We start from the raw sequence: 16,628 nt of genomic DNA, 5'->3' as shown, positions 1-16,628 counted from the left end.
GTCATGTATTCCGCTTTCTGGTGGGCCTGCTTCAGCTTTGCGGCAATCTGGGCGCAGAAAATTGTACCCGGAGTGGATTTCCTTGCGCCGGGAATCCTGCTGTGTATTCAGCTTGAAAAGAAATACCATGTTTTCTGGCTGATCCTTATCTGGTCCCTGATTCAAGACGGAATCGGGGGGCTGCCTTTCGGCTATTCTGTTGTCTGGTATTCATCCATTTTCTTTTTGTATCGTTGCGGGGCCATGTTTTTTGACGTGCAGTCCATGATGTTCGCCCTGCTTTGCGGTTGCGTGCTCGGCGCGCTGCATCCGACCCTGACCGCAATGATGTCCATGCTCGCCGATATGGTCTGGGTTCCCGACCGTTATATTTTCGAAGGAATACTTCAGGCTGTGGTCTTTCCTGCCGAATGGCTTCTGCTGAAATATATTTATCCGCAAAGGTTTAAACATGAGCCTGTATGAATCCAAAACCCAGCAGCCCCCTAAGAACGGTCTTCTGCTGCTGCAGGGACTTATCCTTCTTTTGTTCTGCATTTTTGCCCTGCGTTTCTGGTATTTACAGATACATAAGGGCGATTATTTTTCCGAACAGGCCCGAAATAACCAGCTTCGTCAGGATAATCTTTATGCTCCGCGCGGTCTGATCAGGGACCGGAACGGCAATCTGCTGGCAGTTAACGAACCGGCCTACGCACTGGGTATTGTCCGTGAGGACTGCAAGGATCTTGATGCCACCCTGAAAACTGTTTCCCAGTGGACCGGGGTGGACCTGGGCAAGCTCAAGAAAGTTTTTAAGAAATCCCGGCGCAGGGTAAAGCCGTTTGAGCCGCTTATTCTCGTTCCCAACCTTACCTTTGAACAGGTGGCGGTGATTGAAGCCAATTCATTGCACTGGCCGGGACTGGAAGTTGTCGTGCGTCCCCGGCGTAAATATCTGCAGGGGCCTCTTCTTTCCCATGTGCTCGGCTATGTGTCCGAGGTGGACGAAGAGGAGCTTGAGGCTGATCCGGATCTTGCTGTAGGCGATTATGTGGGCAAGCAGGGGCTTGAATACGTGCTGGAGAAAAGGTTTCGGGGCATTAAGGGCCGCAGGCAGAATGAGGTGGACGCCACCGGGCGCAGGCTCAAGGAGCGCATCCTGAATCCGCCCATTGCCGGTGAGGATATTGATCTTTCCATTGATCTCGATCTGCAGGAACTGGGCGGCAGTCTGCTTGAGGGCAAAGCCGGAGCCGTGGTGGTTATGAATCCGGATAACGGTCAGATTCTGGCTTTTGTCAGTGCCCCTTCCTATGACAACAACTCTTTCACTGACGGTCTGTCCCAGAAAGAGTGGGTGGCTCTGCGAGACGATCCGCGTACTCCGCTCCAGAACAGGGTTATTCAGTCCGTGTACCCCCCGGGATCCGTCTTTAAGATGACCGTGGCCGGGGCCGGACTGCATTACGGGATGATCACCCCGGAAGACACGGTGTTCTGTCCCGGGCATATGAATCTGGGGAAGTATACTTTTCGCTGCTGGCGTAAAGGCGGCCACGGTAAGACTGATCTTGAAAAATCCCTGGTCGAGTCCTGTGACGTATATTATTACAAGTTAGGTAAAAAACTCGGCGTTGACCGCATGAGCGAGTATGCCTTTGCCGCCGGATACGGCAAGCCCACCGGGATTGCCCTGCCTCATGAAAAAGGTGGACTTATTCCCACCCGTAAGTGGAAAAAACGCAGATTCGGTGAGATCTGGCATCCGGGCGAGAACCTGAACTTTTCCATCGGGCAGGGTTACACCCTCGTCACTCCCTTACAGGTGGCCCGTTCCATTTCATCACTTATAAACGGCGGCAGGCTGCTTAGGCCGCAGCTGCTGGCCGGGGAGCCTGCGGAAGAACAAGGGGTTCTTCCTCTTACCGATGCTAAGCGTGAATTAATTCGCAAGGCCATGATCGCCACAGTGGACAAGCCTCGCGGAACCGCGCGCAGGCTGCGCATGAAAGGGGTGGTTGTCGGCGGTAAGACCGGGACCGCGCAGGTGGTCAAGCTCACTGATGAGCTTAAGAAAATGAAGGACGAGGATATCCCTTACAAATACAGGGACCACGCCTGGATGGCCAGTTTTGCTGAAAAAGGAACCGAGCGTTACGTGGTGGTCTGCATGGTTGAGCACGGCTTGCACGGTTCCTCCGGTGCCGGACCCATAGTTAAAGCCATCTATGATCATATTTTCAAAGGCAGGAAGGAAAAGAAGTAATGTCCCCCATTGACCGCAGACTGCTTATCCATATGAACTGGTTCCTGCTGGGACTGGCGGCCATGCTTTTTTTTGTAGGTGTGCTGAACCTTTATTCCGCCAGTGGATTCAGGCTGGAAGAGGGAATGAGCGTGAGCTCTTTCTATCAGAAACAGCTCATCTGGGGGCTGATGGGTTTTGCGGGCATGATCACTTTCATGCTCTTTGATTACCGCCATCTGCGGACCATCGCCTGGCCTTTGTTCTGGATTACCGTGGCTCTGCTGGCCTGTGTTCCGGTGATCGGTAAAACCATTTACGGTGCCCGCCGCTGGCTTGATCTGGGTTTTTTCAATTTCCAGCCCAGCGAGATGGCAAAGATCACCATTCTGGTCATCGGGGCCAAGATTCTTTCGCGCAGCAGCGATCCGCTGGATATTAAAAAACTGGCTTATGTTGTGGCTGTGGGGCTGATTCCTGCGGGCATGGTCATCACCCAGCCCGACCTTGGGTCCGGGCTGAATATCCTGCTCATTTTAGGCGGCATGATCCTGTATCGAGGTTTGACGCCCAAGCTGTTCAAGACATTGGCTGTTCTGGGACCGTGCCTTGTTCCTATCGGCTGGTTTTTCCTGCACGACTACCAGAAAAGGCGCATTGTCTCGTTCATGAACCCGGCCAGCGATCCGCTGGGCGCGGGATATCATATTATCCAGTCGGAAATCGCCATCGGCTCCGGGCGGGTCTGGGGCAAGGGTTTTCTCGGCGGTACGCAGTCCCAGCTGCGTTTTCTGCCGGAAAAGCATACCGATTTCGCCATTGCGGTTTTCGGGGAGGAATGGGGCTTTGCCGGGGCCATGGCCCTGCTCAGTCTTTTCTGTGTTTTTCTGTACCAGATGGTTGTTACCGCCAGAGAGGCAAAAGACCTGTTCGGAAGCTATCTTGCGGCAGGCGTATTCTTTTATTTCTTCTGGCAAATCCTTATCAATATGGGTATGGTCCTCGGACTAATGCCGGTAGTAGGCATACCTTTACCTTTTATCAGCTACGGCGGCAGTGGCACCGTAGTAAATTTGTGCCTTGTGGGACTCGTTTTGAACGTTTCCATGAGGCGTTACGTATTTAAACAGGGGTAAGCCGCATGTTCGGATTTTCCAAAACCGGCTCAGGGGAAAAGGAGATTAAAATGGCAAGAGATGAAATAAATGCATTTTTAGGCAGCGGCACTGATTATCAGGGCAAGCTCAACTTTCAGGGTGCTGTGCGTATTGACGGTAATTTCAACGGCGAAGTTGAATCCGAAGGAACTCTGGTTGTGGGCCGTGAAGCAAAGGTTGAGGGTGTTCTGCGCGTAGGCCAGCTGGTTCTCAGCGGCCGGGTGACCGGAGAAGTTTATGCCAATGAAAAAGCGGTCCTGCATAAGACAGCCAACCTGCAGGGTAATCTGGTTACCCCCACTCTGGTAGTGGAAGAAGGAGCTGTTCTGGAAGGGCGTGTGACCATGAGTTCCAGCTCCTCTCCGGCAGTTGAAACAGAAACAGAAGAAATTAGTTAAAAAAATAACAAGCCAGTGTTCACGGGGGTTAATCGGTGAAAAGTAACCGATTCATTTTCAGAAACCCTTTGACACAAGCTCTAAATTTAGCTACACCGCAACTGACTTTGGACAAAAATTCACAACCTTTTCGGGAGCAGGCATGATTGATTTAGATATTAGCTTTTTTATCCAGTTAGCGAACTTCATCATCACCCTTCTTGTTCTCAACCTTCTTATGTTTCGTCCTATTCGCGAAATCATCAGGAAACGCGCGGAGCTCATGAGCGACCAGCTTTCCAAGGTGGAAAATTTCAACGGACAGGCTGAAACCAAGGTTAAGGATTACGAAGCTGCTCTGGACTCTGCCCGTAAAGAGGGAATGGAAATCCGGAACGACTTCAAAGATCAGGGAGCTGCTCAGGAACAGACATTGCTTGCCGAGGCCGGAAAAGTTGCAGCCGCAACTATGAAGGAAGCTCGTGCGGAGGTTGCAGCCGATAAGGGTGCAGCAATGAAAGTTCTTGGTGGCGAAGTTGAAGCTTTTGCTCAGAAGGTTACAGCCAAGGTTCTTGGCTAGGCCTAATCAATATCGAAGGGGGGTTTAGCCTTGAAGCGGAAAAACATGATCATGGCAACAACCGCTCTTTCCGTACTGCTGGCAGCAGGCGCAGCCTATGCAAGCGGTGGAGAAGGGGCGCACGAGATTCCCTGGGCAAACTTCGGTTGGCGTGTACTTAACTTGATCCTCGTTATTGGGATCCTTTACAAGTTTGCAGGCGAGAAAATCGCTTCTCTCTTTAAAGGACGCCAGTCAGGCATCAAGCAGGAGCTCAACGATCTGCAGTCCCGCAAGGAAGCTGCAGAGAAAAAGCTCCGTGACGTCGAATCAAGTATTGCTAATCTGGAACAGGAAAAGGATTCCATCCTTTCCGAGGCCAGATCTCAGGGCGAGGCCATGAAGGCGGCGATCATCCAGAAAGCCGAGCAGACTGCCGAGCAGATCAAAGCTCAGGCCAAAGTCTCCGCAGAGCAGGAAGTAAACGTTGCGCTTGACGAAATGCGCGCTGAAATGGCCGATCAGGTCATCGAAGCAGCTGAGAAGATCGTTAAGAGCAAGCTTACCAAAGCTCAGCACGAGACTCTGGTGGATGAATACTTAACAAAGGTGGTGCTCTAATGACCGGGAACATAGTCTCACGCAGATACGCCAAGGCGCTGTTCTCCGTTGGCCAGAAGCAGGGAGAAACAGACCTTGCGGCGTATGGTAAGGCACTGTCCGAGTTGTCCCAGATGCTGGAAGATTCCCCGGAGGCCCTGAGGCTCTTCCAGAATCCGGTTTTCAGTGCGGAAGAAAAGAAAGCCGTGCTTGAAAAACTGCTTGAGAAGACCTCGGCAGGACCTGTGGTTAAAAACTTTTGCAGCCTTCTGGCCGACAAAGGACGTCTGTCCGTAATTCCTGAAATCGCAAGCGACTACGCAGGAATGCTCGACAACGTTCAGGGTGTCGTCCGTGGCAAACTGGTGACTGCAATCAAGCTGACCGTTAAGCGTCAGAAAGAAATTAAAGCACGTCTTGAAGAACAGCTCAAAAGCAAACTCGAACTCGACTTTGCTATGGATAAAGACATCCTCGGAGGTGTTGTTCTTCAGGTTGGCGATAAAGTTCTTGATGCAAGCATTCGCGCACAGCTGCAAATGATGAAAGAACAGATTAAAAGGGGTGTGTAGGGCCATGCAGATTAAAGCGGAAGAAATCAGCAAGATCATTGAAGATCAGATTCAGAATTATGAGTCTAAGGTCGAAATGAGCGAAACCGGTACCGTACTGTACGTTGGTGACGGTATTGCTCGTGTTCATGGTGTTGAGAACGCAATGGCTATGGAACTCCTCGAGTTTCCCGGCGGCCTGATGGGCATGGTTCTCAACCTCGAAGAAGATAACGTCGGTGTTGCTCTCCTCGGTGACGACACCGGTATTAAAGAAGGTGACCCGGTAAAACGTACCGGCAAACTCTTCTCCGTACCTGTTGGTGACGCAGTCATGGGCCGCGTTGTTAACCCTCTGGGTCAGCCTATTGACGGTCTCGGACCCATTGAAGCGGCAGAAGAACGCCCCGTTGAGCTTAAAGCTCCCGGTATCATCGCACGTAAATCCGTACATGAACCCATGTACACCGGTCTCAAGTCTATTGACGCAATGACTCCGATCGGACGTGGACAGCGCGAACTCGTAATTGGTGACCGTCAGGTCGGTAAAACTGCGATTTGTGTTGACGCTATCCTCGCTCAGAAAGATTCCGGTATCCACTGCTTCTACGTAGCTATCGGTCAGAAGAAAGCAGCAGTTGCTCTTGTTGCTGACATTCTGCGTAAGCACGGTGCAATGGAATACACCACAATCATTTCTGCAACAGCATCTGAGCCTGCTCCTCTGCAGTTTATTTCTGCATACACCGGTGCAACCATGGCTGAGTACTACCGTGACGGTGGTAAGCACGCCCTGATCGCATACGATGACCTTTCCAAGCAGGCTGTTGCTTACAGACAGATGTCTCTCCTGCTTCGTCGCCCTCCGGGACGTGAAGCATACCCCGGTGACGTTTTCTACCTGCACTCAAGGCTCCTCGAGCGTTCTTGTAAGGTAAATGATGACCTCGGTGCCGGTTCTCTGACCGCACTGCCCATCATTGAAACCCAGGCAGGTGACGTATCCGCATATATCCCGACCAACGTTATCTCCATTACCGACGGTCAGGTTTACCTCGAGCCCAACCTCTTCAACTCCGGTATCCGTCCTGCTGTTAACGTAGGTCTGTCCGTATCCCGAGTTGGTGGTGCTGCTCAGATTAAAGCTATGAAGCAGGTTGCAGGTACTCTGCGTCTTGACCTCGCACAGTATCGTGAACTGGCAGCTTTCGCAGCTTTCGGTTCCGACCTTGATAAGGCCACCCAGCAGAAGCTGAACCGCGGTGCCCGCATGGTTGAGCTTCTCAAGCAGCCTCAGTACAAGCCCATGAACGTTATGGAACAGGTAGTCTCCCTGTACGCCGGTACTCGCGGCTACATGGATGAATTCCCCGTTACCGCAGTACGTAAATACGAAGACGAACTCCAGGAATTCATCGCTAACGCGAAGCCCGAAATTCTGGAAGGTATCAAGACCAAAGGTGCTCTTGATGACGAAATCGAAGGCAAGCTGAAGGCCGCTCTGGAAGAGTTCAATAAAGGTTTCACAGCTTAATCCAGGGAGGTACTGATGGCTTCTCTTAAGGATGTCCAAAACCAAATCGTCAGTATTAAAAAGACTAAGCAGATCACCAAGGCCATGAACATGGTTGCGTCGGCGAAACTGCGTGGTGCTCAGGACAGAATTGAGCGCTTTCGCCCCTATGCTGACAAATTCTATGAAATGCTTGGCGATCTGGCAGCTGGTGCGGACTCTTCAGTCCATCCGCTGCTTGAAGTCCACGAAGAGATCAAGAGTGTAGGTATTGTCCTCGCTACTTCCGATCGCGGACTTTGCGGTAGTTTTAATGCGAATATGATAAACGCAGCCCTGAAACTGGCTGCGGAAAAGAAGGCTGAAGGTAAAGCTGTAAAGTTCTACTGCGTAGGTAAAAAAGGCGCAGCCGCCGTTAAGAAGACTGAGTACGAAATCATCGAAGCATATAACGATGACATGAGCTCTTTCGACTTTAATCTGGCCGCTTCCATCGGTAACAAAGTTATCGACGCCTACCTTGCCGAAGAACTTGATGAGGTTTTCCTTGTATTCGGTAAGTTCGTAAACGTTGCCAGCCAGCCCCCGACCACCCTTCAGATCCTGCCCATGTCTTCTGACGCAGCAGGTGAAGAAGCTGAGTCCGGTGCTTCCAGCGAATACATTTACGAGCCTTCTGTTGAAGGTCTTCTCGCAGAGCTTCTGCCCCGTTTTGTTAAGGTTCAGGTTTACCGCGGTCTTCTCGACACATCCTGCAGTGAACACGCTGCACGTATGGCTGCCATGGATAACGCTTCCAGAGCATGCGACGATATGACCGAAACTCTGACACTGCTTTACAACAAGACCAGGCAGGCCGCTATTACTGCGGATCTTATGGACATTGTCGGCGGCGCAGAAGCGCTGAAAGGATAATATAGGGGGTTACTCTGATGAGTAAAGTTACAGGTAAAATTGTTCAGGTTATCGGCGCGGTTGTTGACGTCGAATTTCCTGAAGGGCAATTGCCCAACATTCTGACTGCGGTCGAGATTGACAACCCGAACAACACCGACGCACCTGACCTGGTGTGTGAGGTTGCACAGCACCTCGGTGATAACGTTGTTCGTACCATTGCTATGGACGCTACCGAAGGTCTTGTCCGCGGCATGGAAGTTGTAGCAATCGGCGAATCCATTTCCGTACCCGTCGGTAATGGCGTACTGGGTCGTATCCTTAACGTTGTTGGCCGTCCTGTTGACGAAATGGGTCCCATCGACGCTAAAGATTCTCTGCCCATTCACCGCGCAGCACCGGAATTCACCGAGCAGTCCACCAAAGTTGAACTGCTGGAAACCGGCATCAAGGTCGTTGACCTTCTCGTACCCTTCCCCAAGGGTGGTAAGATGGGCCTCTTCGGCGGCGCAGGTGTTGGTAAAACCGTTATTCTGATGGAAATGATCAACAACATTGCGAAACAGCACGGTGGTAAATCTTGCTTCGCAGGTGTTGGTGAGCGTACCCGTGAAGGTAACGACCTCTACCACGAAATGAAAGACGCAGGCGTTCTTGAGAAGTCTGCTCTCGTATACGGCCAGATGAACGAACCTCCGGGAGCACGTGCTCGTGTTGCACTGACCGCTCTGACCATCGCTGAGTACTTCCGTGATGTAGAAGGTGAAGACGTTCTTCTCTTTATTGATAACATCTTCCGTTTCACCCAGGCAGGTTCCGAGGTATCCGCACTTCTCGGTCGTATGCCTTCCGCAGTTGGTTACCAGCCGACTCTCGGTACTGACCTTGGTGGACTCCAGGAACGTATTACCTCCACCAACAAAGGTTCCATTACCTCTGTTCAGGCTGTTTACGTCCCTGCGGATGACTTGACTGACCCCGCACCGGCAACCACCTTCTCTCACCTTGACGGTACTCTCGTTCTTTCCCGTCAGATTGCAGAGCTTGGTATCTACCCTGCGGTTGACCCTCTTGACTCCACTTCCCGTATTCTCGCTCCGGATGTTCTGGGTGCCGAGCACTACGCAACTGCACGTGAAGTTCAGATGGTTCTGCAGAAATACAAAGACCTTCAGGACATCATCGCCATTCTCGGTATGGACGAACTGTCCGACGAAGATAAGCAGACTGTTGCACGTGCACGCCGCATCCAGCGTTTCCTCTCCCAGCCCTTCCACGTTGCTGAAGTATTCACCGGTACCCCCGGCGTATACGTAAAGCTGGAAGACACTGTTAAGGCTTTCAGAGGAATCCTCGACGGCGAATACGATGACATGGCTGAAAACTCCTTCTACATGGTTGGCGCAATCGAAGAAGCCATTGAGAAAGAGAAAAACAAATAGCATAGGACGCGATTATGGCTAGTAAGCTCCTTTTGGAAATCGTTACTCCTGATCGCAAGGTCCTTTCCCAGGAAGTCGACTATGTCGGCGCACCCGGGATTGAGGGTGAGTTTGGTATTATGGCCAATCACATACCCTTTCTTTCGGCTCTCGGCGTAGGTAACCTCTACTTTAAAGAAGGTAACCGCACTCACTACATCTTTGTTTCCGGCGGCTTTGCCGAAGTAGGAAGCAATAAAGTGACCATTCTCGCCGAAGTTGCTGAAAAGGCCGTTGAGATCGACATCGCTCGGGCTCAGAAAGCTCAGGAAAAAGCGAAGGCTCGTTTGGCTAAAGCACAGGATCGCATCGAATCCGCTCGCGCGCAGGCCGCTCTTCAGAGAGCACTCGCACGCTTAAGCTGCAAAGATGCGGCCCAGAAGGCCGGGACTACCACTCACTAGAGCTTAGTTTCAGCCTCAAAAAGCCCCATGGCTATCAGGGAGCAGACTGTTTACAGTCTGCTCCTTTTTTATTGGAGCGCATCAAATCTATATTTACGCAAGCCCATCTACCTGCTAACAAGTGTCGAGCAATAAACATTGGAGAATAGTTGATATGAATAATTCATTTGCTTGTGCCCTTGTTCTCGCCGGAGGAAAGGGAACTCGTATGCATTCGGACAGTCCCAAGGTGCTCAAGACTCTGCTGGGTGAATCCATGCTCTACTATGTATATAAAGCCCTGAAACCATCTCTCGGAGAGTCTGTTTTCACCATTGTCGGCTTTGAAGCCGGACAGGTGGAAGAGGCTTTTCCGGATATGAAAGACCGCTTTGTGCTTCAGGCCGAGCAGCTTGGAACAGGCCATGCCCTGCAGATGGGCTGGGAACGCATCAAGGCTGCCGGAGCTGAATACTGTCTGGTCATCAACGGCGATACCCCGCTCATTCAGGAGCAGGTTGTTACTGATTTTCTGGAAGCGGTGAAACAGGACGGTGCCGACCTTTCTTTCATGAGTATCACCCCGGATGTTCCTGCTGCTTTCGGGCGTGTAATCCGTGACGATTCAGGTCAGGTTACCGCCATTGTGGAAGCCAAGGATTATGATGAGGCTGTCTACGGCCCGGCTTCCGGGGAAGTGAATGCCGGAATTTACTGCTTGAAAATTACTGCCGTAGATACACTGCTTAGCAAGCTTACCAACAATAATAAGAGCGGCGAGTATTATATTACTGATCTTGTTGACCTTGCTGTGGAATGTGGCATGAACGTCACCGCAGTAAATGCTGGAAACTCCATTGATCTTATGGGCATCAACAGTCCGTTCGAACTTGCTCAGGCCGAGTCCGCGCTTCGTCTGCGCACCGCTGAAAGACTGCTTAAGAGCGGGGTTACCCTGCATAACTGGGAGTCCGTCGTGGTCGGTCCCGGTGTGGTCGTTGAGCCGGGTGCTGAAATTTTCGGGCCCTGTGAAATATACGGACACTCCAAAATTTCGCGCGGTGCTGTGATTCAGTCACAAGTACGCATTGTGGACAGCGTTGTTGCCGGCGGTGCTTTGATCAAGGCTTACAGCCATCTCGAAGAAGCACAGGTCGGCCCTGACTGCATGGTCGGACCTTACGGGCGACTTCGTCCCGGGGCAGTTCTCGAAGAGGGGGCCAAGGTCGGCAACTTCGTTGAAATGAAGAAGGCCGTGCTCGGCAAAGGTGCCAAAGCCAGTCACCTGACTTATCTGGGTGACAGTGAAATCGGTGCCGGAGCAAACATCGGTGCGGGTACCATCACCTGCAACTATGATGGGGTGAACAAGCACAAGACCGTTATCGGCGAAGGTGCTTTCATCGGCAGCAACACTGCGCTGGTGGCCCCGGTGACCATCGGTAAAGGTGCCCTGGTCGGAGCCGGATCCACAATCACCAAGAATGTTAAGGATGGAGATCTGGGCGTCGCAAGAGGCAAGCAGGTCAACATTTCCCGGACTTCTAAGAAGTCTTGATTTTGTAAAGATAAGGTATTAGGTTAGGACTATGGAAATAATCGCTCATTTGGAAGAACGTTTCGATAAAATGCTGCAAAAAATTAAGCAACTCGAAGAAGAGAATGCATTTCTTCTTGAGGAGCTTGAACAGGAGAAAAAGCGCAAGGACGATGTCCGCAGTCGTATTGAGGTTCTCCTGAATAAAGTTGAAGGTACCCTCGAATAAATTATTTTAGCTCCGGCCATCTGAAAACAGTGGGTTGGTTTTATATAAATTCTAGAGGATTACGGTCACCGGAATAATATGCCCCGTTACACTATGCCCGTTCTCGGTCTTGAGATTTCATTCAAGACCGATGCGGATAAAGAGAGAATAGACGCCGCAAAAGATGTACTGGAAGAAAGATTCGGTGCACTTTCACGGGGCGGGACCGATGTCAGCAGGGAAAAATTGCTTACCTGTCTGGCACTCAGTCTGGCCGATGACTACCTTGAACACAGCCGCAAGCTCGAAACAATGGAAGAGAAGATTAACGCGCTGTTAGAGAAGTGATAAGCTGTGCATTGCACTGCTTTTTAAGATATAAGAAATTTCCCTGGGGAGTGCGTGATTGCCCTATGGCTTTTGAACCAATATAAAAAGTAAGGGAGCCATGCATCGCCGGAGTGGTGTGCAGGCCCGGTTCGACCGGGAAGCCTGAAACTTCGGGGGCGGCGCCCACCTGTTAGACTAGGTTCTAACGTATACGGCAACACGGCATCTCCGGGGTCCCGTCAGGGATTCTAAGAATTGGTACGAATTTACAGGATAATTGTATTTAATTTCTGCCAGACCGCTTAAAAACTTATCTCACCCAGCCTGCTTTTATTCTCTGCCTTACCTTCCATTGCAGATTGTTATAATCTTTTCCGATTTAACAGATCGGTAATGACGAATCAGGTCCGCTACGACCTGTCAACATACACAAGGAGAAAGGCATGTTTGGGGATATTTTTCTAATAATAATTGGAATAGTCCTAGGTGCCGCAGGCGGATACGCCTTGCACAGGTACGTGAATTCCAAGCGTCTGGCCGATTCACAGGGATTGGCAGACAGGATTGTACAGGAAGCCCGTAAAGAAGCTGAAGCTATGAAAAAAGAGATCAAGCTTCAGGGGCAGGATGAAGTATACGCTCTGAAAAAAGAGCAGGAAAATGAGTATAAAGAAGTTGAGCGCGGTCTGAAACGCCAGGAAGAACGCCTCCAGGAAAAAGAAGAGCGTCTTGAAAACAAGCTTGAGAAAGTCGCCAGCAAAGAGTCTGAAGTTGTGGCTCTTGAAAAGCGTATGATCAAGAAAGAAAAGAAGCTCGAAGGTCTGAAGGAAGATCTTGAAAAACGTAAAGATGAGCACGAACGCAAGCTGCAGGAAGTTTCCGGCCTCACTGTTGAGGAAGCACGCGAAAAGCTCATGACTGAAATCGAGAGCCGCACCCGCCACGAAGCCGGTAAAATGGTTCGGGCCATTGAAATGGAAGCCAAGGAAGAAGGAACCCGCAAGGCCCGTAAGATTCTGGCCCTTGCCATCCAGCGTTACTCCGGTGACTACGTCAATGAACAGACCGTTACCGCTGTGACCCTGCCTTCCGAAGACATGAAAGGCCGCATCATCGGCCGTGAAGGTCGCAACATCCGCGCCCTTGAAGCTGCCACCGGTGTTGACCTGATCATCGACGATACCCCGGAAACAGTTGTTCTTTCCGCTTACAGCCCGCTGCGCCGCGAAGTGGCCAAGCAGGCTCTTGAGCGTCTGATCCACGACGGACGTATCCATCCCGCACGCATTGAAGACATCGTCAACAAGGTCGAGCAGGAAATGGACGTTAAGCTGCGTGAAATCGGTGAGCAGGCAACCTTTGACGTGGGCGTACACGGTATCCATCCTGAAATCGTCAAGCTCATCGGTCAGCTGCAGTACCGCACCAGTTTCTCCCAGAACGTGCTTCAGCACTCTCTTGAAGTGGCTTTCCTCTGTGGAATTATGGCTGCTGAACTGGGTATCGACGAGAAGATGGCCAAGCGCGCAGGTCTGCTGCACGATATCGGTAAAGCCGTGGACCACGAAATCGAAGGTCCGCACGCTGTTATCGGTGCTGATCTCGCCAAGAAGCATGGTGAATCCAAAGAGATCATCCACGCTATTCAGGCCCACCACGAAGATGTGCCTCCCAAATCCGTACTCGCTACCCTCGTGCAGGCTGCCGACTCCCTGTCCGGTGCCCGTCCCGGTGCGCGTAAGGAACTTCTGGAAAACTACGTCAAGCGTCTTGAAGAGCTTGAGAATGTGGCAACCGGATTTGACGGTGTCTCCAAAGCCTACGCCATTCAGGCAGGCCGCGAGATCAGGGTTATGGTCGATTCTGAAAGAGTCTCTGACGATAATACCCATATGCTCTGTAAGGACATCGCCACCAAGATTGAAAACAACATGACCTATCCCGGGCAGATTCGCGTGACCGTTATCCGCGAACGACGCTCGGTGGGCTATGCAAAGTAAATAACTTCTGAAAAGGCCCGGTTCACCGGGCCTTTTTTGTAAGAATTGATATGATGCGCTTGCGCTTTTGATGATTTGATTTCGCCTCCGGCGGCCCTTCGGGGAGCCTCCGGCGGCCCTTCGGGGAGCCTCCCGGCGGGCGCTTTCAGCGGGACCAAAGGAACAAGTCCCTTTGGAATCCCGATTAGTTGTTTCAGCTCTTGTTTGAATAGACGTGTCTTAATTTATCTATTGACCCCATGCGTATTTTATTTCTTGGTGACATATTCGGCAGGCCCGGACGCAAAGCCATTGCCGCTAAGGTCAGGCATCTTCGTGAGGAGCTTGCTCTTGACCTGATTGTTGCCAATGGGGAGAATGCGTCACAGGGGATCGGGCTTTCCATAAAGAATGCGCAGCAGCTTCTGGAATACGGGATTGATCTGCTGACCTCCGGGAACCATATCTGGAAGTACAGCAATATTTATGCGTTTTTGAAGACCAGTGATAAACTTATCCGCCCGGCCAATCTGCCGGAAGGAACGCGGGGTAAGGGCTGGACATCTTTTAAAGTCCGTGATGAAGTGCACGTTGCGGTCATCAACCTGCAGGGTCGTGTTTTCATGGATCCGGCAGAATGTCCGTTTCATACAGCGGATAAAATTCTGAACGAGATCGACCCGGAGATCAAAATCATTCTTGTTGATTTTCATGCCGAGGCCACTTCGGAGAAGCAGAGTCTCGGGCGTTATCTGGACGGACGGATCAGTGCCATGGTGGGAACCCATACCCACGTGCAGACTAACGATGCAAGAATTTTTCAGGGCGGCACAGGCTACATCACCGATCTCGGTATGTGCGGTCCTATTGAATCCTGTCTGGGCCTCAGTCCCAATCCGGTAATCAAAAGATTCGTGACCGGATTGCCCCAGAAATGGAAAGTCGCAGGAGGCCCCGTAGAGCTACAGGGGGTACTGCTTGAAATAGACGAAGAAACAGGCCGGACAGTCTCCATTGAGACATATAATTCAGGCCGCATGACTGTATAAAATTTCTGTAAAAATACTGCCTAGAGTTGATCCCACCCAGCGAAGCTTAGTAAAAGTTTTTGGGATTCTTAAACCCTTTTTACAAAAAGGGTTTAAGGCCCCCGGCAGGGTCGCCGAAGGCAAAATAATAATTAAAGAGGAAAACCGATGAACATTTATGACGAACTAAAGTGGCGGGGGCTGATCAATCAGGTATCTGACGAAGAGAAGGTACGCGAGTATCTGGATACTCCGGGTCAGTACATGTATTGCGGCTTCGACCCCACTGCGGACAGCCTGCATATCGGTAACCTTGTTCCCCTGCTTTGCCTTGTGCGCATGAAGCGTGCGGGCCATAATCCCCTTTTCCTGCTCGGCGGCGCAACCGGACGTATCGGCGACCCCAGCGGCAAGGACAAGGAACGTGAATTTACTTCCATCGATAAAGTGGAATCTCAGGCTGCAAATATTCAGGCTCAGATTGAAGCTTTCTGCGAACGCAACACCGGCGAGAAAGCTGAGGTTGTGAACAACTACGACTGGACCAAAGATATTTCCTATCTTGATATGCTGCGCGATGTGGGCAAGCATTTCACCATTAACTGGATGATGGCCAAAGAGTCCGTGAAAGGCCGTTTCGGTCGCGACGATGTAGGTATTTCCTACACCGAATTCAGTTACATGATCCTGCAGGGTTACGATTTCTATCACCTGTTCAAGGAAAAAGGCTGCCAGCTCCAGATCGGCGGCGGCGACCAGTGGGGCAACATCACCGCGGGTTGCGAATTGATCCGCCGTAAGGCGCAGGGCGAAGGTTTTGCTGTAACCTTCCCGCTGATTACCACCGCATCCGGCCAGAAGTTCGGTAAGAGTGAAGGCAACGCAGTTTTCCTGAATGCTGAACTCACTTCCCCGTACACTTTCTACCAGTTCTGGATCAATACCGACGACCGTGACGTGATCAACTTCCTCAAGTACTTCACTTTCCTCACCGAGGAAGAGATTGCCGAGATCGCCAAAGAGCACGAAGAAGCTCCGCATATGCGCGCAGCGCACAAGCGTTTGGCCGAAGAGACCACTATTATGATCCACGGTAAGGAAGAACTGGAAAAAGTTCAGGCCGCAACCGCAGCTCTGTTCGGTAAGGGCGACATCAAGTCCGTTGACGCCGCAACCCTGCGCGGAGCCATGGAAGCTGCTCCCGGAGTAGAATACGCCAAATCCGATCTGCCCGACCTGCCTCAGATTCTGCTTGACCTCGGTATGGTTAAGTCCAAAGGTCAGGCCCGCAAGGATATCAAGGGCGGCGGTCTGTACATCAACAACGAGCGCGTTGCCGAGTTCGACTACGTGCCCGGTGATGGCGACTTCATCGGCGGCGAATGCATGCTGATCCGCAAAGGTAAGAAGAACTACGGTCTTGTTACTTTGAAGTAGGATGTCTCCGACGGCCCTGCCGGGGGCCTTAAACCCTTTGAAAAGGGTTTAAGAATCCCAAACTTTTTTAGTAGGGCTTCGCCAGAGAACATTATTAACCGCACTATTTGTCCAAAATAGTGCGGTTTTATTTATGGTGGTTTTCCGCTAACGTAGCGAAGCTTATTAAAAGGTTTTGAAAGGGATGGGGTCTGGGGAAGGGAAAACTTTTGCAAAAGTTTTCCCTTCCCCAGCCGCCGGAGCAACGGTGGCAAAAGTCAAGCTACGCAGGCTGCTCAGACCAATATTGGTCGTTAGCAATTAGGGCATTCAAAATGCCAAGTAACTTTCTCATTGATGCGACCATCGCAACTTTATGAGCTTTGCC

General features: G+C 51.2%; 17 protein-coding genes, 1 other RNA gene and 1 pseudogene. 18 read left to right on the top strand and 1 reads right to left on the bottom strand.

Going from position 1 to position 16,628, the window contains the following annotated elements; all coding sequences use genetic code 11:
* The first annotated feature begins 3 nt into the window (after positions 1-3).
* From FMR86_RS10255 to tyrS, 18 genes are all read left to right on the top strand, one after another.
* Positions 4-465 (top strand): hypothetical protein, encoded by a 462-nt coding sequence (locus FMR86_RS10255; protein WP_163351086.1) that lies wholly within the window; start codon positions 4-6, stop codon positions 463-465.
* Positions 452-2,248: a penicillin-binding protein 2 gene (gene mrdA, locus FMR86_RS10250; protein ID WP_163351084.1), complete on the top strand. Its 1,797-nt coding sequence runs from the start codon at positions 452-454 to the stop codon at positions 2,246-2,248. The genes FMR86_RS10255 and mrdA overlap by 14 nt, the downstream gene beginning before the upstream one ends.
* Positions 2,248-3,363, top strand: a complete 1,116-nt coding sequence (gene rodA / locus FMR86_RS10245) for a rod shape-determining protein RodA (RefSeq protein ID WP_163351082.1) — start codon at positions 2,248-2,250, stop codon at positions 3,361-3,363. Before mrdA ends, rodA begins: the two co-directional genes overlap by 1 nt.
* A gap of 50 nt (positions 3,364-3,413) precedes the next feature.
* Complete coding sequence (locus tag FMR86_RS10240; RefSeq protein WP_163351080.1) at positions 3,414-3,782, top strand: polymer-forming cytoskeletal protein; 369 nt, start codon at positions 3,414-3,416, stop codon at positions 3,780-3,782.
* Between the two features lie 142 nt (positions 3,783-3,924).
* Entirely contained in the window at positions 3,925-4,341 is a 417-nt protein-coding gene (locus FMR86_RS10235; protein ID WP_163351078.1) for an ATP synthase F0 subunit B, read from the top strand.
* Between the two features lie 45 nt (positions 4,342-4,386).
* Positions 4,387-4,941 (top strand): F0F1 ATP synthase subunit B, encoded by a 555-nt coding sequence (gene atpF / locus FMR86_RS10230; protein ID WP_163351436.1) that lies wholly within the window; start codon positions 4,387-4,389, stop codon positions 4,939-4,941.
* Positions 4,941-5,492 (top strand): F0F1 ATP synthase subunit delta, encoded by a 552-nt coding sequence (locus FMR86_RS10225; protein ID WP_163351076.1) that lies wholly within the window; start codon positions 4,941-4,943, stop codon positions 5,490-5,492. The genes atpF and FMR86_RS10225 overlap by 1 nt, the downstream gene beginning before the upstream one ends.
* Positions 5,493-5,496: 4 nt before the next feature.
* Complete coding sequence (gene atpA, locus FMR86_RS10220; RefSeq protein WP_163351074.1) at positions 5,497-7,005, top strand: F0F1 ATP synthase subunit alpha; 1,509 nt, start codon at positions 5,497-5,499, stop codon at positions 7,003-7,005.
* A gap of 15 nt (positions 7,006-7,020) precedes the next feature.
* Entirely contained in the window at positions 7,021-7,899 is an 879-nt protein-coding gene (locus tag FMR86_RS10215) for a F0F1 ATP synthase subunit gamma (RefSeq protein WP_163351072.1), read from the top strand.
* Between the two features lie 17 nt (positions 7,900-7,916).
* Positions 7,917-9,320, top strand: a complete 1,404-nt coding sequence (gene atpD, locus FMR86_RS10210) for a F0F1 ATP synthase subunit beta (protein ID WP_163351070.1) — start codon at positions 7,917-7,919, stop codon at positions 9,318-9,320.
* Positions 9,321-9,334: 14 nt separating this feature from the next.
* The gene (locus FMR86_RS10205) at positions 9,335-9,763 is read left to right on the top strand and encodes a F0F1 ATP synthase subunit epsilon (protein ID WP_163351068.1); all 429 of its coding nucleotides are present in this window, start codon (positions 9,335-9,337) and stop codon (positions 9,761-9,763) included.
* Positions 9,764-9,917: 154 nt separating this feature from the next.
* Positions 9,918-11,300 carry a bifunctional UDP-N-acetylglucosamine diphosphorylase/glucosamine-1-phosphate N-acetyltransferase GlmU gene (gene glmU / locus FMR86_RS10200; protein ID WP_163351066.1) on the top strand — a complete coding sequence of 461 codons (1,383 nt, stop codon included), beginning with the start codon at positions 9,918-9,920 and terminating at the stop codon, positions 11,298-11,300.
* A 31-nt stretch (positions 11,301-11,331) separates the two neighbouring features.
* Positions 11,332-11,508 (top strand): hypothetical protein, encoded by a 177-nt coding sequence (locus tag FMR86_RS20400; protein WP_203544846.1) that lies wholly within the window; start codon positions 11,332-11,334, stop codon positions 11,506-11,508.
* 78 nt (positions 11,509-11,586) lie between these two features.
* Positions 11,587-11,835 carry a cell division protein ZapA gene (locus tag FMR86_RS10195; RefSeq protein WP_163351064.1) on the top strand — a complete coding sequence of 83 codons (249 nt, stop codon included), beginning with the start codon at positions 11,587-11,589 and terminating at the stop codon, positions 11,833-11,835.
* A gap of 37 nt (positions 11,836-11,872) precedes the next feature.
* A non-coding RNA gene (ssrS, locus tag FMR86_RS10190) (6S RNA) lies at positions 11,873-12,056 on the top strand.
* Positions 12,057-12,260: 204 nt separating this feature from the next.
* Positions 12,261-13,817, top strand: a complete 1,557-nt coding sequence (gene rny, locus FMR86_RS10185; protein WP_163351062.1) for a ribonuclease Y — start codon at positions 12,261-12,263, stop codon at positions 13,815-13,817.
* A gap of 239 nt (positions 13,818-14,056) precedes the next feature.
* Positions 14,057-14,845, top strand: a complete 789-nt coding sequence (locus FMR86_RS10180) for a TIGR00282 family metallophosphoesterase (RefSeq protein ID WP_163351060.1) — start codon at positions 14,057-14,059, stop codon at positions 14,843-14,845.
* 147 nt (positions 14,846-14,992) lie between these two features.
* The gene (tyrS, locus tag FMR86_RS10175; protein WP_163351058.1) at positions 14,993-16,261 is read left to right on the top strand and encodes a tyrosine--tRNA ligase; all 1,269 of its coding nucleotides are present in this window, start codon (positions 14,993-14,995) and stop codon (positions 16,259-16,261) included.
* Between the two features lie 262 nt (positions 16,262-16,523).
* On the opposite strand, the pseudogene FMR86_RS20825 reads toward tyrS, so the two are convergent.
* Positions 16,524-16,628 (bottom strand): annotated as a pseudogene (locus FMR86_RS20825) (IS110 family transposase); the annotation flags it as partial.

Origin of the sequence: Desulfovibrio sp. JC010, from assembly GCF_010470675.1 — a bacterium.
In the GTDB taxonomy this organism is placed as follows: domain Bacteria; phylum Desulfobacterota; class Desulfovibrionia; order Desulfovibrionales; family Desulfovibrionaceae; genus Maridesulfovibrio.
This window is presented reverse-complemented; position numbering and strand designations above follow the sequence as displayed.

Excerpts from the sequence above, each read along its gene's own strand:
- atpF (WP_163351436.1), top strand. The coding sequence starts at position 4,387 with ATGATCATGGCAACAACCGCTCTTTCCGTACTGCTGGCAGCAGGCGCA.
- FMR86_RS10225 (WP_163351076.1), top strand. The coding sequence starts at position 4,941 with ATGACCGGGAACATAGTCTCACGCAGATACGCCAAGGCGCTGTTCTCC.
- mrdA (WP_163351084.1), top strand. The coding sequence starts at position 452 with ATGAGCCTGTATGAATCCAAAACCCAGCAGCCCCCTAAGAACGGTCTT.
- FMR86_RS10255 (WP_163351086.1), top strand. The coding sequence starts at position 4 with ATGTATTCCGCTTTCTGGTGGGCCTGCTTCAGCTTTGCGGCAATCTGG.
- FMR86_RS10235 (WP_163351078.1), top strand. The coding sequence starts at position 3,925 with ATGATTGATTTAGATATTAGCTTTTTTATCCAGTTAGCGAACTTCATC.
- FMR86_RS20400 (WP_203544846.1), top strand. The coding sequence starts at position 11,332 with ATGGAAATAATCGCTCATTTGGAAGAACGTTTCGATAAAATGCTGCAA.
- rodA (WP_163351082.1), top strand. The coding sequence starts at position 2,248 with ATGTCCCCCATTGACCGCAGACTGCTTATCCATATGAACTGGTTCCTG.
- FMR86_RS10195 (WP_163351064.1), top strand. The coding sequence starts at position 11,587 with ATGCCCCGTTACACTATGCCCGTTCTCGGTCTTGAGATTTCATTCAAG.
- tyrS (WP_163351058.1), top strand. The coding sequence starts at position 14,993 with ATGAACATTTATGACGAACTAAAGTGGCGGGGGCTGATCAATCAGGTA.
- atpD (WP_163351070.1), top strand. The coding sequence starts at position 7,917 with ATGAGTAAAGTTACAGGTAAAATTGTTCAGGTTATCGGCGCGGTTGTT.
- FMR86_RS10205 (WP_163351068.1), top strand. The coding sequence starts at position 9,335 with ATGGCTAGTAAGCTCCTTTTGGAAATCGTTACTCCTGATCGCAAGGTC.
- FMR86_RS10215 (WP_163351072.1), top strand. The coding sequence starts at position 7,021 with ATGGCTTCTCTTAAGGATGTCCAAAACCAAATCGTCAGTATTAAAAAG.
- atpA (WP_163351074.1), top strand. The coding sequence starts at position 5,497 with ATGCAGATTAAAGCGGAAGAAATCAGCAAGATCATTGAAGATCAGATT.
- FMR86_RS10240 (WP_163351080.1), top strand. The coding sequence starts at position 3,414 with ATGGCAAGAGATGAAATAAATGCATTTTTAGGCAGCGGCACTGATTAT.
- rny (WP_163351062.1), top strand. The coding sequence starts at position 12,261 with ATGTTTGGGGATATTTTTCTAATAATAATTGGAATAGTCCTAGGTGCC.
- glmU (WP_163351066.1), top strand. The coding sequence starts at position 9,918 with ATGAATAATTCATTTGCTTGTGCCCTTGTTCTCGCCGGAGGAAAGGGA.
- FMR86_RS10180 (WP_163351060.1), top strand. The coding sequence starts at position 14,057 with ATGCGTATTTTATTTCTTGGTGACATATTCGGCAGGCCCGGACGCAAA.